At 61.9% G+C, this 14,907-nt stretch carries 14 protein-coding genes and 1 tRNA gene; 5 read left to right on the top strand and 10 right to left on the bottom strand.

From position 1 onward, the window contains the following. Positions 1-148: 148 nt before the first annotated feature. Genes DZG07_RS23515 through DZG07_RS23505 form a run of 3 tightly spaced genes read left to right on the top strand, consistent with a single transcriptional unit; the run spans position 149 to position 3,251 of the window. Positions 149-1,021: an arginine deiminase family protein gene (locus DZG07_RS23515; protein WP_091916598.1), complete on the top strand. Its 873-nt coding sequence runs from the start codon at positions 149-151 to the stop codon at positions 1,019-1,021. Then, complete coding sequence (locus tag DZG07_RS23510; protein ID WP_162931709.1) at positions 1,018-1,665, top strand: TetR family transcriptional regulator C-terminal domain-containing protein; 648 nt, start codon at positions 1,018-1,020, stop codon at positions 1,663-1,665. Before DZG07_RS23515 ends, DZG07_RS23510 begins: the two co-directional genes overlap by 4 nt. Further along, positions 1,662-3,251 (top strand): 5-guanidino-2-oxopentanoate decarboxylase, encoded by a 1,590-nt coding sequence (locus DZG07_RS23505; RefSeq protein WP_119821213.1) that lies wholly within the window; start codon positions 1,662-1,664, stop codon positions 3,249-3,251. Before DZG07_RS23510 ends, DZG07_RS23505 begins: the two co-directional genes overlap by 4 nt. Positions 3,252-3,264: 13 nt before the next feature. Here DZG07_RS23505 and DZG07_RS23500 read toward each other — a convergent pair whose 3' ends face one another. From DZG07_RS23500 to aroA, 9 genes are all read right to left on the bottom strand, one after another. Next, complete coding sequence (locus tag DZG07_RS23500; protein WP_119821211.1) at positions 3,265-5,127, bottom strand: hypothetical protein; 1,863 nt, start codon at positions 5,125-5,127, stop codon at positions 3,265-3,267. Between the two features lie 109 nt (positions 5,128-5,236). Then, positions 5,237-6,883 carry an MFS transporter gene (locus DZG07_RS23495; protein WP_119822020.1) on the bottom strand — a complete coding sequence of 549 codons (1,647 nt, stop codon included), beginning with the start codon at positions 6,881-6,883 and terminating at the stop codon, positions 5,237-5,239. A 154-nt stretch (positions 6,884-7,037) separates the two neighbouring features. After that, positions 7,038-8,744 carry a 30S ribosomal protein S1 gene (gene rpsA / locus DZG07_RS23490; protein WP_091916387.1) on the bottom strand — a complete coding sequence of 569 codons (1,707 nt, stop codon included), beginning with the start codon at positions 8,742-8,744 and terminating at the stop codon, positions 7,038-7,040. A gap of 199 nt (positions 8,745-8,943) precedes the next feature. Continuing rightward, complete coding sequence (cmk, locus tag DZG07_RS23485) at positions 8,944-9,594, bottom strand: (d)CMP kinase (RefSeq protein WP_119821209.1); 651 nt, start codon at positions 9,592-9,594, stop codon at positions 8,944-8,946. A gap of 48 nt (positions 9,595-9,642) precedes the next feature. After that, positions 9,643-10,308: a hypothetical protein gene (locus DZG07_RS23480; protein ID WP_133304795.1), complete on the bottom strand. Its 666-nt coding sequence runs from the start codon at positions 10,306-10,308 to the stop codon at positions 9,643-9,645. A gap of 16 nt (positions 10,309-10,324) precedes the next feature. Next, the gene (locus DZG07_RS23475; RefSeq protein ID WP_133304794.1) at positions 10,325-10,879 is read right to left on the bottom strand and encodes a hypothetical protein; all 555 of its coding nucleotides are present in this window, start codon (positions 10,877-10,879) and stop codon (positions 10,325-10,327) included. A gap of 137 nt (positions 10,880-11,016) precedes the next feature. Then, positions 11,017-11,736: a hypothetical protein gene (locus tag DZG07_RS23470; RefSeq protein WP_119821203.1), complete on the bottom strand. Its 720-nt coding sequence runs from the start codon at positions 11,734-11,736 to the stop codon at positions 11,017-11,019. Between the two features lie 107 nt (positions 11,737-11,843). Further along, positions 11,844-12,185, bottom strand: coding sequence for a hypothetical protein (locus tag DZG07_RS23465; protein ID WP_119821201.1), 342 nt, complete (start codon positions 12,183-12,185; stop codon positions 11,844-11,846). 2 nt (positions 12,186-12,187) lie between these two features. Next, entirely contained in the window at positions 12,188-13,549 is a 1,362-nt protein-coding gene (gene aroA / locus DZG07_RS23460; protein WP_119821199.1) for a 3-phosphoshikimate 1-carboxyvinyltransferase, read from the bottom strand. 205 nt (positions 13,550-13,754) lie between these two features. Between aroA and DZG07_RS23455 the strand changes: the two genes are divergently transcribed. Continuing rightward, the gene (locus DZG07_RS23455; RefSeq protein ID WP_091916606.1) at positions 13,755-14,135 is read left to right on the top strand and encodes a TIGR02300 family protein; all 381 of its coding nucleotides are present in this window, start codon (positions 13,755-13,757) and stop codon (positions 14,133-14,135) included. Between the two features lie 167 nt (positions 14,136-14,302). Continuing rightward, positions 14,303-14,378, top strand: a tRNA-Ala gene (locus DZG07_RS23450). 98 nt (positions 14,379-14,476) lie between these two features. Here DZG07_RS23450 and DZG07_RS23445 read toward each other — a convergent pair. Next, the gene (locus DZG07_RS23445; RefSeq protein WP_091916396.1) at positions 14,477-14,761 is read right to left on the bottom strand and encodes a DUF2218 domain-containing protein; all 285 of its coding nucleotides are present in this window, start codon (positions 14,759-14,761) and stop codon (positions 14,477-14,479) included. Between the last annotated feature and the right edge of the window lie 146 nt (positions 14,762-14,907).

The following is a 14,907-nucleotide window of genomic DNA, read 5'->3' as shown; positions in this document are numbered from 1 at the left end:
CGTCACGCAACCATGTTCCACGTCAGCATGGACCCGATCGAGCAGGCCCGTCAATCCCGCCCATTACGGCACTTGCGGCCTTGTTATGCAAGTGTATAAATACTCGAACGCCAGTCCAATTGTCATTTTCCAGCGCAAAGAGGCCTTCGTGAACGCTTTCGGCTCTCAGTCCATGGCGGCGCCGCTGCGGCGCGTGTTGATGCGCTCGGCTGCCAATGCAATGCGTGGCGCAGAGCGCGCCGCCTGGCATTACGGCCCGGGTTTTGATCCCGCGAAGGCTGCGGTCCAGCATGCCGCCCTTGCCGATCTGGTGGCGGCCTCGGGTGCTGCCGTCGAATGGATCGAGGACCGCGACGACGGCCTGTCGGACTCGGTATTCACCCACGACCCGTCGCTGATGAGTGACCATGGCGCGATCATCCTTTCCATGGGCAAGGCACTGCGCAACGCCGAGCCGGCGCTTCATGAGCAGACATACACCCGTCTCGGCATTCCGATTCTCGGGCGCATCGAGGCGCCGGGTCAGGTCGAGGGTGGCGATTGCGTCTGGGTCGACGCCAGGACGCTTGCCGTCGGCCGCGGCGTTCGCACCAACCAGTCCGGCATCCAGCAGCTTGCCAACATGCTGTCGCCGCACGGCATCGAGGTCTATGGCTACGACCTGCCGCTCTGGCACGGCGAGGAAGCCTGCCTGCATCTGATGTCGGTGATCAGCCCGCTGGCTGACGATCTGGCGCTGGTCTATGCACCGCTTCTGCCGGCGGCGTTCTATCAATTACTGAAGGCGCGCGGCATCACGCTCGTCCATGGCGATGCCGACGAGTTCCATGCCTCGAACGGGCTGAGCCTCAATGTGCTGCCGACCAGCCCGCGCGAGGTGATCGCGGTTGCTGGCTTCCCGAAGACCAAGGCTGCGATGGAAGCCGCCGGCTGCGTCGTGAAAACCTTCGAGGCCGATGCGCTGTGCATCGCCTGCGAGGGCGGGCCGACCTGCCTGACGCGCCCGATCCTGCGCCAATGAATACGCCCGGGCGTCGCAAGTTTCGCCGCGAGGGCGAAGAGCGGCGGCGCCAGGATTTGATCGAGGCGACGCTGGATTGCGTTGCCGAGCGCGGGCTGCAAGGCGCTACGGTACGCGCCATCGCCCTGCGCGCCGGCGTGACCGGCGGGCTTATCCGCCACTATTTCCCCGGCAAGGAAGAGCTGCTGCAGGCTGCCTATGCGACCATTGTCGGGCGCATGACCGAGCAGGCCAAGGCAGCGCTGAGCCTTGAAGGCGCGGGGCCGAGGCGCCGGCTTGCCGCCTTTGTCGAGGCCAATCTGGCTCCGCCGGTGGTCGATGCGCGGGTCTTTTCGCTCTGGGCCGGATTCATTGGCCGGGCCGTCTCCGATCCGGCGCTTTCGATAGCCCATCGCGAAGGCTATCTTGGCTTTCGCGACGAGGTGGAGGCGCTGGTGGCGGAAGTTCTCAAGGCCGCGGGGCGGAATGCCGATGCCCGCGCGTTGCGGCGTCACGCCATCGCCATCAACGGCATCATCGACGGCTTGTGGATCGAGGGCTGCCTGGCGGCCGATATGTTCGAGAACCGCGAACTGGCCGAAATCGGCATCACGACGGTCGAGGCGCTGCTCGGCCTGGATCTACGCGGAGGGGAAGCGGCATGACCACCGTAGGCGAGGCACTGATTTCGCTGCTCGAGGCACATGGTGTCGACACGGTCTTCGGCATTCCGGGCGTCCACACGGTCGAGCTTTATCGCGGGCTTGCCGGCTCCAGCATCCGCCACATCACGCCGCGCCACGAGCAGGGCGCGGGCTTCATGGCCGATGGCTATGCCCGCGTCACCGGCAGGCCGGGCGTCGCCTTCGTCATCACCGGGCCGGGGCTGACCAACACCATCACCGCCATGGGGCAGGCGCGGGCAGATTCCATCCCCATGCTGGTCATCTCCGGGGTCAACGCAACGCCGACACTCGGCAAGGGCCTCGGCTATCTCCACGAAATGCCGGACCAGCGCGGCATGATGGAAAAACTGGCGCTGTTTTCGCACCGGATTACCGACGCGAGCGAATTGCCGGATGTTCTGGCGCGCGCCTTCGAACTGTTTGCGACCGGCCGCCCCGGCCCGGTTCACATCGAGATTCCAACCAATGTGATGGCGCTGCCCGCTGGCAGTCTTTCGGCCCGGCTCATCGGTATCACCGCGCCGCGCGCCGAGATGAGCGCCATGGTGGAAGCGGCCAGATTGGCCGCCACCGCGAAACGGCCGCTGATCCTCGCCGGTGGCGGTGCGAAGATGGCCGGAACGTCGCTCCTGAAACTGGCCAAACTGCTCGACGCGCCGGTCGTCACCACGGCCAATGCGCGCGGGCTGCTGCACAAGCATCCGCTCGGCGTGCCGGCCAGCCCGAGCCTGAAAGCCATCCGCGCGTTGATGGCGGATGCCGATCTCGTCGTCGCCGTCGGCACCGAATTCGGCCCGACCGACTACGACATGTATGGCGACGGCGGCTTTCTGCTCCCCGCCAATCTGGTGCGCATCGATATCGACGAAGCGCAGCTTGGCCGCCGGCCCGCAACGATCGATATCAGGGCCGACAGCGCCCTGGCGCTCGAAGCGCTAGTCGGCCTCATCGAGGCCGACAGACGCAACGACCGCGACAGGGCATCGGGCGCCGCCCGCGCCACCGAGGCGCGGGACGCCGCTTGGCAGGAGATCGGCGCGGATATGCGCGGGCAGGTCGCGGTGGTTGAAACCATTCGCGATGCGCTGCCCGGCTCGATCATCGTCGGCGATTCCACCCAGCCGGTCTACGCCGCCAATCTCTACTACGACCACGACCGCCCCGCCGGCTGGTTCAATGCGGCAACCGGCTTCGGCGCACTGGGCTATGGCCCGCCGGCGGCGATCGGTGCCGCACTTGCCCTGCCGGACGTGCCCGTCGTCTGCCTGTCAGGCGACGGCGGCTTCCAGTTCACGCTGTCGGAACTGGGCGCCGCACTCGATGCCAACGCGGCGGTGATCTTCGTCATCTGGAACAATCGCGGCTACCGCGAAATCGAAACCTCGATGCGCGATGTCGGCGTCGAGCCCGTCGGCGTGTCGCCGGCCCCACCGGATTTTTGTCGTCTTGCGGAAGCCTACGGCATCGCTGCCGAAAGGCTCGATACAGTATCGAGTCTCGCCCCGGCGTTGCAGAGGGCCTGGGCGACGAAAAAGCCCTATCTGATCGAGATCACAGTGTCCTGATCGCTAGCGTGATCTATCGCGCAGCCGAGATGGTCGGGCAGGCGGGCTCGTTGCCGTCCGCGCCGACGTAGCGATAGATGCGCAGCGGCGAGGACGGATCAGTCGCGCATTCGCTCAGCCACTCCGGTGGACGGCCTTCGATCAGCGCCGAGGCGAAGGAATAGCCGTTCTCCAGCCATGCAAGGGGCTTTCCGCGCCAGGCGCAGATTGCGACGTGCGTTGCCTTTGCCTCATCGACAATTGCCCGGGGATTCTCTGTTTGCGGATCGAGAAAGCGGTAGGCGCGCTCGATGCCGGGACCGGAATTGTGGAAGGGTATGGCGACGATCGAAAGATTCGGGCTCGGCGAAAGCAGATGTATCCCCACGAGCGGGGAGGAGAGGACGCGCGACTGTGCCGGCCAGTCGAATTTCGGGGTAGCAATGAGATCGCAGCTATCGGCCAGTTGTGCAGCCGGCGCATCCGGTTCGGCTGGTTTTACCGCCAGATGGAACAGCAGCAGGGCCAGGGATAACACCAGCCCCGGCGCCAGCAGGAGATATTTCTGGGATGGCGCGGCGTAGTTCCGCACCGTCATATAGGTCTCTATTTTCAGGCGCATCGGGAAGAAGGCGGCAAAGACCAGCGGCAAGCCCAGGCCGGCAAATAGCGGGACGTAGCGGAAGTATCGGAACCACACGACAGACTGGATGACGGCCAGGATGGAAAAGAGCGCGAGAATGATCAGCGAACGGTCGCGTACCTTTCCCACCCCGACGATCATGACTGGGGCCAGCGCGCCGATGAAGAAAATGAGTATGCTGGCAATACCGCTGGAAAGGACGAAGTTGCGCCGCGTCAGCAGCGATTTTTCCTGTCCGATCCAGTTGAGCCAGTTGTCGCGGGCATAGTCGCTGAGTACCGCATAGGGTCCGTTGAGGCATTGCGGAAACAGCCCGATCGTGACGACGAGGCTCGCCCCGGCGAGACCCGCCAGCAGGCCCGCGCGCAGCATCCACCCGCCGCGCTCTCGTAATAGCAGCGGCAACACGATGAATGAACCGCCGGCGCAGGCCAGAGCAAGCAGATGGGGCGCGGAGTAGCTGTCGCAGCGGGCGACGGCATAGGTTCCGAACGGCACGATTGCGAAGAAGAGGACGACCGCGCCTGCGCTCAGCGTCGCGCCGAACGACGCCAGACGCATCGCGCCGTCGCGTGCCGAAAAGATGAAATCATATGCATAGACAGCCATTACGAGGGCAAAGAAGGCTGCAAATTCCGTGCTTATCGCCAATGCGAGAGCCGCTATCGCGCCATTGGCTGCGGCCGCACTGCGGCGCTCCGACATCAGTAGCGCGACCGCCGCCAGAAGCAGAAGCATCTCGAGATTATGGTAATCGATGCGGCCCGGTTCGAACTCGAAAAAGCTGCGAACCGCAAAGAGGACGGCTAGGGGCAGCGCGGCGGCGGGGGTCTGGAAACCGATGGCTGCCAGTATGCGGTAGAAGAAGTACAGCGCCGGCAGGAGCATCGCGAGAGGAACGGCGAAGCTCGCGACCGACAGCGCCTGCTCCAGGCCGATGAAAGGCCTCAGCAGCCAGGTGACCAGCGCATAGGGCAGGTCGACGATCCACGGCCAGTGGGTGACGAACGGCTCGGGCTGGAGAATGTTCGGAAGCGTTCTGTCGTAGATATTTCCCGTTTCGACGAGGAACCGGATTTCATGCAGCTTAAGGAGATCGTCGACATCGCCATTGAGGTTGGCGCCCATCCACCACAGAAACGTGCACAGCAGCGCCAGCACGATCCAGGTGCAGATCACTGGGTATTGGCCGTAGGCGGTACGCAGCCAGCTCGTTTGCAGGTCGAAAGCTCGATCGGAATTTTGAACCGTCACGCGAAGCCCCCCGCTTCACCGCATAGTCATGGTGCAGTCATAGCGCGCGGACCTTGCTGTCCGGTAAATGCGGAGCGGGCCGGCTGACCCCGGCGTTTCGCCTCGACCGTCAGTGAAGGTCGAGCATCTCCTTGGGCGGAGCAATCGTCACGGACCAGTCCGTTGGCCGTTCGATCATGCGGTGCACGCGCGGCGGCTCGGCCCCGCTGTGCAGCTTCCTGACACGCTCGCCGATGATGGCGTCGGCATGGGTTATGCGCTGGTTGTGCCGCACATATTCGACCCAGGTCGGCGTGTGGTAGGTTTCCATCCACAGTTCCGGGTTTTCCAGGTCGCGCGCCAGCGTCCATTGCCTGGCCCCGTCGCGCCGGCGTACCCGCCGGCGCTCGGCCATCGCGTCGAGGAATTCGGCGGTGTCATCCAGCCTGATGACATATTCGATCATGATGACGATCGGGCCGCTGCGCGGCTTCACGTCCAGCGCCAGATGCGGCTCCTTCCAGCGGTTGAGGGGATCGAGATTGAGCGACGTCTGCTCAGGCAGCGTGAACCATTTCAGCCCGAGTGCAGCACCCGCGATCATCAAGGCCGCCGATGCGAGCAGCGCCTCACCCGCGCCGTGATTCTCGGCGATCACGCCCCAGATCCAGCTTCCCAGCGCCATGCCGCCGAAGGTCGCCGTCTGGTAGAGCGAGAGCGCGCGCCCGACCACCCAGCGCGGCGTCGACATCTGCACTGTGACGTTGAACAGCGAAAGCGAGATCACCCAGCTTGCCCCGCCGATCAGCAGTGCCGCGCAGGTAAGCCAGGCCATCTGGCTCAGCGCTGCAACCGTCGCGCAGATGGCAAAACCCATGAAGCCGAGGCGCACGATCCATTCGCTGGTCAGTTTCTGCCGCAGCCATGCGTTGATCAGCGCGCCGCCGACTGCGCCGATGCCGAAGGCACCCAGCAGGACGCCGTAGAGCAGGGGGCCGCCCTGCACGATATCGCGCGCGACCAGCGGCAGCAGGGCCAGCACCGAGATCGCGGTGAAGCCAAAGACGAAGCCGCGCAGCAGCACCTTTTCGATATTGGGCGACATGGCGACATAGCGCAGGCCGGCCGTCATCGCGATGCCGAGGGTCTCGCGCGGCAGCGTGCTGGGCGTCTCCTTCTGCTTCCAGCGCGACAGCACGAAGAGCAGCGGCAGGTAGCTGAACGCGTTCACGGCAAAGGCTGCCGCCGCACCCGCCGCAGCGACGATGATGCCGCCGATGGCCGGGCCGACGCTACGGGTCAGGTTGAAGCCCATGCTGTTGACGGACACAGCCGCGGGCAGGTCGCTGCGCGGTACCATGTCGCCGACGGAAGCCTGCCATGACGGATTGTTGAGTGCCGTGCCGCAGCCGAGCAGGAAGGTGAAGGAAAGGAGCAGCCAGGGTGTCAGGAAGCCGAAATATGCGGCCAGCGTCAACGCGATGGAAACCGCGAACATGAAGGCCTGGGCGGTAAGCATCACCTTACGCCGGTTGTAGTTGTCGGCAATTGCGCCCGAGGCCAGCGAAAACAGCATGATCGGCAGTGCGGTTGAGGCCTGAACCAGTGCCACCATATCGGCCGAGTTCGAAATGGCGGTCATCATCCAGGCTGCGCCGACGCTCTGGATCAGCCCGCCGAAGTTCGATGCCAGGCTGGCAAACCATACAGACCGGAAGATGCCGTGCTTGAAGGGCGCCAGGGCGGAGGTCCGGTCGGGCGCTGGCTGGTCGTTCATGTCTGGCTGCGGCGCGTCTGTCATGTGAGTCGTTTATGCCGCGCAAACCCTAAAGCAACAAGCACAGCGAAGAAATCCATTCCGCTTGGGCCAAAGAAAAACCCCGCCGGATCGCTCCGGCGGGGTTTTGTTCACAAACAGTCAGGGGCGAGTATTACTCGTCCTTGCCGCCGCGGTTCTTCAGGGCAGCGCCCAGGATGTCGCCGAGCGAAGCGCCGGAGTCGGTCGAGCCGTACTGGGCAACCGCTTCCTTCTCTTCGGCGATTTCCAGCGCCTTGATGGAGACCTGGATCTTGCGGGTCTTCTTGTCGAAGGCGATGACGCGCGCATCGACCTTCTGGCCGACGGTGAAGCGCTCGGGGCGCTGCTCGTCACGGTCGCGCGACAGGTCGTTGCGCTTGATGAAGGTCTCGACATCGTGGTCGACGAGCCGGACTTCCAGGCCGCCGTCCTTGACGCCGATGACTTCGCAGGTCACGACCGCGTTCTTGCGCAGTTCACCCGAAGTTGCGGCTTCGCCGACAGCATCACGCGAAAGCTGCTTGATGCCGAGCGAGATGCGCTCCTTGTCCTGATCGACGTCGAGCACCTGCGCCTTGACGATGTCGCCGCGGTTGTACTCTTCGATGACCTGCTCGCCCGGACGGTTCCAGTCGAGGTCGGACAGGTGGACCATGCCATCCACGTCGCCTTCCAGGCCGATGAACAGGCCGAACTCGGTCTTGTTCTTGACTTCGCCCTCGACGACAGCGCCGACCGGATGGTTGCGTGCGAACGCTTCCCACGGATTCTCGAGCGTCTGCTTGAGGCCGAGCGAAATGCGGCGCTTGGCCGGATCGACCTCGAGCACGACAACGTCGACTTCCTGCGTGGTCGAGAGGATCTTGCCCGGGTGCACGTTCTTCTTCGTCCACGACATTTCCGAAACGTGGATGAGGCCCTCGATGCCCGGCTCCAGCTCCACGAAGGCGCCGTAGTCGGTGATGTTGGTGACCGTGCCGGTGATCTTCTTGCCGATCGGGAACTTGGTGCCGATCTCGCTCCACGGATCGCTCTCGAGCTGCTTCATGCCGAGCGAGATACGGTGGGTTTCCTGGTTGATGCGGATGATCTGCACCTTGACCGTCTGACCGATGTTGAGGATTTCGGTCGGATGGTTGACGCGGCGCCATGCCATGTCGGTGACATGCAGCAGGCCGTCGATGCCGCCGAGGTCGACGAACGCACCGTAGTCGGTGATGTTCTTGACGACGCCTTCGACAACCTGGCCCTCTTCGAGGTTCTGCACGATTTCCGAACGCTGTTCTGCACGGCTCTCTTCAAGCACGGTGCGGCGCGAAACCACGATGTTGCCGCGACGGCGATCCATCTTCAGGATCTCGAAGGGCTGCGGGTTGTGCATCAGCGGGGAAACGTCGCGGATCGGGCGGATGTCGACCTGGCTGCGCGGCAGGAACGCCACGGCCCCGTCGAGATCGACCGTGAAGCCGCCCTTGACCTGGTTGAAGATGACGCCTTCGACGCGTTCACCCTTGTTGAATTTCTCTTCGAGCTTGACCCAGCTCTCTTCGCGGCGAGCCTTGTCGCGCGACAGCATGGCTTCGCCCAGCGCGTTTTCGATGCGCTCGACATAGACCTCGACGGTGTCGCCCACCTTGAGCTGGCCGTCCTTGGCCTTGGCGCCGAATTCCTTCAGCGGCACGCGGCCTTCGACCTTGAGGCCGACGTCGATGATGGCCATGTCTTTTTCGATGGCCGTGATGATGCCGCGAACAACCTGGCCTTCACCCGAGTGGCCGTCGGAAAACGACTCTTCGAGAAGGCTGGCGAAATCGTCGCGGGTTGGATTGGAAGCTGACATTGTTTCTCCTGGAAGGCTCTCGCATCTGCGGAGCCGGCGCCTTGGTTCGTGTTGCGTTTGGCCTGGTCAGCATCCCGGGCAAATGCCCTGGTGCCGCTTTCGCGGCGGTATCGGCGCATGAGAATGCGGGCAGGCGGGTTATCCGGTCCAGATGGTGCTTCGTGACCGCTTCAGCAAGCCACAATGCGAAACATCGCGATCAGATTTCGCTTCTCTTGGCTATCGCGTCATCAATGATCGCTTTTGCCGCAAGAAACGCGGTCTCTATAGACATTTCCGACGTATCGAGCAAGTGCGCGTCTGCAGCGGGCTTCAGGGGTGAATCGGCACGGCCCATGTCGCGCTCGTCGCGCAGCTTGATGTCGGACAGGATTTCGTCGAAATCCGCCTTGCCGCCGCGCCCCTCGATGTCACGCAGCCGGCGCATGGCGCGCACCTCGGCACTTGCGGTGACATAGAGTTTCACTTCCGCCTCAGGGCAGACCACCGTGCCGATATCGCGCCCGTCCAGCACAGCGCCGCCGTCCTGATTGGCAAAGGCGCGCTGCTTCTCGACCAGGATACGGCGAACCTCCGCAATCACGGCAACGCGCGAAGCCGCGTCCGCCACCGCATGGGCCGACAGCCCCTCGCGGTCGAGATGGCCGAGATCGACCAGCCGCGCCGCCTCGATCGCATGCGCCTCATCATCGAGCGGCCAACCCTTCGTCAAAAGCATATGAGCGACCGCGCGGTAGGTCAGCCCGGTGTCGAGATGCGGCAGGTGATAATAATCCGCCAGACGCCGCGCGAGCGTTCCCTTGCCGGAAGCCGCGGGACCGTCGATGGCGATGATGAGAGAACGAGACATGCCTTGCTTCAAGCGGAGAGGCCGCCAAAAGGCAAGAGCCTCGCCGGCCTACTCCACCTTTATGCCGGATTTTCGCGCCCAGTCCTTGTATTCTGGTTCGAACGGGAAGGGGGATGGTTCCCAGAGACGCTCGACTTTGTATGCGGCAACCACTGCCGCTTCTATCTCGCGCAGACAATGTCCTATCCCGGTATGGTCATTTGCATCTAATAGCGCGCAAAGCTGCCTCTCGTTGGCATGCTCTGCCGGCGTCTCATCCGAGAACCATCTTTTTGAATGCCATCGCATCAGCATTCGGGCAGCATCAAAGTTGCCCATCGCGAGTTCCAATCTGAAGTGAAGGGCCTCGCGCTGCCAGATTTGCAGGTCACCATGCAAGGCATAGGCGTAAAGCTTGTCGAATGTTGTCACAGATCTAAAAAATGGCAGGACGGAGGCCTCGATGTCGGCACACAGCTGCTCACTTAAAAGGTCTTCCGGCATGCCGCGTGCCGGCTCATCGGAATATTTGGTGCCTACTCCATCAATATTCATCAACTGCAGCACCGGCGGCAGGGCAAATATCGGGAATACAAACCATCGCGGGCGAAAAACACCCGCGATGCCGACTATATCGAAAACCAACGCGCAAAAGGCGTGTCGCAGCGGGCGAAGGAGAAGGAAGCGGTTCTCTATGCAGACGTCGTTGTTTCGAAGCAGCAATGGTGCCAGCAAGCGCTGGAAGCGACTCTTACGAGGCATGTTCAATGGGAAAAATTGTTGGCTGCCAAAGATGGCTCAGCCCGAGTTCCTTCGCGGCTGCCTCTTCCGCTTCCCGTAACACATGTGGAACTTCGGCGATGTCATCGGCCTCGAGCAGCAGGCATAGCCGTTGCACAAGCGAATAAATGGGACTCTCCTTTCCATATGTATCTAAGGGGCGGTCGAACCATCGTTGGCGATGCCAGCGTCTGAGCATATGGGCCGCATCGATATTTCCCATCGCAAGCTCAAGCGGAAAATGCAGTTCGGGCGGGATAGAGAACGGCCTCGCACGGTTCATCAGGTATTCATAACATGCTTCAAGGGAGTTCAGCCTTCGCAGTAAAGGCATATGCTGGTCTTCAATTTCAATGCAGACGGTTTTCGAAATGGAATTCTTAGGTAGACTGACAGTCTTCCTGAACGGCCCGGCATCCTTTGCGGCAATCACACCCGAAACTGTGTTTGTTGAATCCTTCAGAAAAAGGATATCAACGGCCCATTCCAGATAAACTTGGTCGTCTGCGGAAGCCTGTTTGGTCAATATTCTCCTGCAGACGTGCGTTACGGGATCAAGAACTAAAAAGCCACCTGCGCAGGTTACGTCGGAGTTTGTCTCAAAGATTGGTTTGAGGATTGTTTCGATGTCTGCTGGCGTTGTGCTTTCTATATTTCTTTCCATTAGGCTGCCGTTATGCCGGATTTTCGCGCCCAGTCCTCATATTCGGGTTCGAACGGGAAGGGGGATGGCTCCCAGAGCCCGTCAAGTTCGGAATGTTCGGCAACTGACGCCTCCCATTCGTGCAAATGCAGAGCTATTGCCGCGTAATTTCCATCATCGAGAAAGCGGTAGAGCTGGCGAATCTGATCGAGCTCCTGCTCATCAAAATCATCGTCTTGCTTCCGAAACCAATGGTCGCGGTGCTGCGCCAGCAACGTGCTGGCGGCATCGAAGTGCCCCATCGCAAGCTCAAGGCAAAACTTCGAGTCCGGTGTATTCGTGTTCAGATTTGCCGGCCTGTTGGTGATTTCGTGGTAAAATCGCTCCATGGTGTTGATGGAGCGTAGAAAAGGCAACACCTCGTCCCTGACAGTGTCCTCAAAGGCTTCGTATTGTATCGGCTTCGGCAGCAGGTCGGGGTATATCACGATCACTTCCCCCTGAGGGAGAGGGGTGCTGAAGCCGGTCGTATTCTCCAGTTCAATTGGGGAAGACGGTGCCCACAGGCTGTGGATGCTCCACACCCCGTAGAGCCCGTTTTTCTCACGAATGTCATACGCCATTATTCTGCGGACGAAGTGATGAACAGGCTTCACCACGGTCCATAGCTTAGTCTGGACCACGTCCGGTTGCTGTTCGAGCCGTTGCGTCAGCCAGTGTTCCTTGCCGATTGGCGCCATGGTTGCCCCCTTTTCCCCGGGAGCGACTTTGCCATCGAATGGAAGGAGTGTGGACTCCGAAATGACCGCTTACTGAATGCGCGCTTGGCGCTTTACGCGTCGAAACGCTATTCAGCCGCAGCCTTCCGCCCCAAGATCGCCCCGATCACATACCCCGCCAGCAATCCGAATGCCGGCGGCAGGCTGAGGAACATATACGGCCCCCAGTCGCTGACCCGGTGCTGGTGCTGCACGCCGCCGATGCCGCTCAGGAAGTAATAGGCGACGAACAGGACGGGGATGACGGCCAGGAAAATGGTCGCGCCCGTACTGGGCTTGCCCCTCACTTTGCCGTCGATCTCGGTCCGCACGCTGGCATAGACCGTCCTGCCGGACCAGATCAGAAACGGAAAGCCCAGCATGAGATAGAGCAGGAAAGCTGTGGCGAATGAGCCCAGTTGCTCCAGCATTTTTAGCCCGCCACGGCCTCTGAAATGGAAATCAGTGCGCCCATGCCCGTCATCAGGCCCATGAATTCCGGGAAGCTGGTGGCAATCATGGTCTGGTCATCCACGCTCACTGGCTTCTCGGCAGCGAGACCCATGACCAGAAAGCTCATGGCGATGCGGTGGTCGAGATGCGTCTTCACCGTGCCGCCGCCCAGGCCCTTGCCGCCCGGCTTGCCGCGCACGGAAAGCGAAGCTTCGCCCTCGGTGCAGTCGACGCCGTTGGCTTCGAGCCCGCGCGCGACGGCGGCGAGGCGGTCGCTCTCCTTGACCCGCAATTCGTCGAGGCCCTGCATCAGCGTCTCGCCCTCGGCGAACGAGGCCGCGACCGCCAGAACCGGATATTCGTCGATCATCGAGGGTGCACGCTCGGCCGGCACGGTCACGCCCTTCAGCTCGGATGAACGCACGCGCAGGTCCGCCACATCCTCGCCGCCGGCATTGCGCCGGTTGAGAAGCTCGATCGACGCGCCCATTTCCAGGAGCGTGGTGATCAGGCCGGTGCGCGTCGGGTTCATCAACACGTTTTCGATGGTGATGTCGGAGCCCGGCACGATGAGTGCGGCCACCAGCGGGAAGCCGGCGGAAGACGGGTCGCCGGGCACGGCAATCGTCTGGCCGGAAAGCTTGCCCTGGCCTTCGATGCGGATGTGGCGCACGCCGTCGCTGTCGGTTTCGACCTCGAGATTGGCGCCAAAACCTTTCAGCATCTTTTCGGTGTGGTCGCGCGTCATCACCGGCTCGATGACCGTAGTGATGCCCGGTGTGTTGAGGCCGGCCAGCAGCACGGCGGATTTCACCTGCGCCGAGGCCATCGGCACGCGGTAGCTGATGGGAGCGGCCTGCTTCGGCCCGCGCAGCGTGATCGGCATGCGGTCGCCGGGCGAGGCCTTCAGCACCTGAACGCCCATTTCGCGCAGTGGGTCGAGCACGCGGCCCATTGGCCGGCCCGACAGCGATGCGTCGCCGATGAAGGTCGTCTCCATGTCATAGGTGCCGACGAGCCCCATGGTCAGGCGCGAGCCGGTGCCGGCGTTGCCGAAGTCGAGCGGTGAGGTCGGCTCCAGTAAGCAGCCATTGCCGGTGCCCTGGATGATCCATTCGGCGCCGCGCTTCTCGATATGCGCGCCCATCGCCTTCATGGCATCGCCGGTGCGCAGCACGTCCTCGCCTTCGAGCAGGCCGGTGATGCGCGTCTCTCCGGAGGCCAGTCCGCCAAACATGAAGGAGCGGTGCGAGATGGACTTGTCGCCCGGCATCCGGACCGTTCCGGAGAGTGCTGACGATTTGCGAGCGGCCGCTGGCTGCGGAAGTGATTGATGCGACATGAAGATACCTCTTGCGGAAGACCGCAAAACATGCGTTTTCCAGATAGTGCGGCGGTCTCCTACCATGGCCCGCCGTGCCGGTCATCCCCTCCAGTGCGGCTGTTTTGACAGCTGTTTGGCCGATGCGGAAATTTCCGTCTTTTGGCTTTGACAGCGCATCAAACTGTGGTTATGGGGACCAAACTTTGCATACGAGGCATTGACGGTGGCTAAACCAGAACTTGGCATAAAGCGCATCGATCCGGAAACCGGGCGTAAATTCTACGACCTGAACAAGGATCCGATCGTTTCGCCCTACACGGGCAAGACCTACCCTCGGTCCTATTTCGACACGACCAGCATCAAGGCTGTCGATGACGAAGAGGAAGAGGTCGAGGAGAAGGAAATCGACGCCGAGGAAGAAGGCGCCGAAGTCGTTTCTCTCGAAGAAGCAGACGACGAGACCAAGGACGACGTTATCGAGATCGAGGACGAGGAAGACGTCGACCTCGGCGACGATGACGACGACACGTTCCTTGAAGATGAAGAGGAAGACGACGACGACGTCTCCGACATCATCGGCGTTGGCGACGACGACGAGACTTGAACCAATGCCGCGGTGCCGGGGTGCCGGCACTGCGGTGTAAGAAAAAGGCCTCAAGCAGGCTTGATCTTCCGACGAGGCGGCGCTAGAAGCCGCCTCACACCGGTTCGGGGCCAGCCCCGGTCGGACTACTCGCCGGAAACGGTGTCCGGGTTCTAAATTCGGAAAATGGGGCCATAGCTCAGCTGGGAGAGCGCCTGCATGGCATGCAGGAGGTCAGCGGTTCGATCCCGCTTGGCTCCACCAAATATTCCCAAGCGATTGATTCTTTCGAAAGCTTTTCCCGGCTCGCGTGTTTGAACTGCGGAAGGGCACAAATTCGAAGTGCACCCCCCGCAAAATCTCTACCCGCCGATCGGCTTCCACTCGAAAGCCAGTTCCTCCCGAAACGCAAAGCGCACGATATGGTCGGCCACGACCTGTTCCATTCGCGGCAGGTCAGCGGCTTCGACCTCGACCGTAAGCGCGGTCGGGCTTGCGTCCATATCGACCAGACGCCCTTCACCGAGATCGATATGCCCCTTGATCGGGGTGAAATCGACCGTGAATTTGTGGCCCCAATGTTTGCAAAGCTGCTGCAGGTAGCGGCTTGCATTCTCGGTTTCGACCACGGCTTTCGATTTCGGCACGATGTTATTCCCTTTGCATTGGCGGCGAAGCTTGCCTTGACGCTGTCTATCTAGGTTATCGGCAGCCGTTCTCACAGGCCGATGGCGACCGTCAGGCTCAACGCACACATGATTGTTATCTGAAGTTGCGGCTCACGGTCCCTGTC

It is taken from the genome of Mesorhizobium sp. DCY119 (assembly GCF_003590645.1).
In the GTDB taxonomy this organism is placed as follows: domain Bacteria; phylum Pseudomonadota; class Alphaproteobacteria; order Rhizobiales; family Rhizobiaceae; genus Mesorhizobium_M.
This window is presented reverse-complemented; position numbering and strand designations above follow the sequence as displayed.

Coding starts and splice junctions, on each gene's coding strand:
- DZG07_RS23465 (WP_119821201.1), bottom strand. CDS start 12,185: ATGCTGGAGCAACTGGGCTCATTCGCCACAGCTTTCCTGCTCTATCTC.
- rpsA (WP_091916387.1), bottom strand. CDS start 8,744: ATGTCAGCTTCCAATCCAACCCGCGACGATTTCGCCAGCCTTCTCGAA.
- cmk (WP_119821209.1), bottom strand. CDS start 9,594: ATGTCTCGTTCTCTCATCATCGCCATCGACGGTCCCGCGGCTTCCGGC.
- DZG07_RS23510 (WP_162931709.1), top strand. CDS start 1,018: ATGAATACGCCCGGGCGTCGCAAGTTTCGCCGCGAGGGCGAAGAGCGG.
- aroA (WP_119821199.1), bottom strand. CDS start 13,549: ATGTCGCATCAATCACTTCCGCAGCCAGCGGCCGCTCGCAAATCGTCA.
- DZG07_RS23495 (WP_119822020.1), bottom strand. CDS start 6,883: ATGAACGACCAGCCAGCGCCCGACCGGACCTCCGCCCTGGCGCCCTTC.
- DZG07_RS23505 (WP_119821213.1), top strand. CDS start 1,662: ATGACCACCGTAGGCGAGGCACTGATTTCGCTGCTCGAGGCACATGGT.
- DZG07_RS23470 (WP_119821203.1), bottom strand. CDS start 11,736: ATGGCGCCAATCGGCAAGGAACACTGGCTGACGCAACGGCTCGAACAG.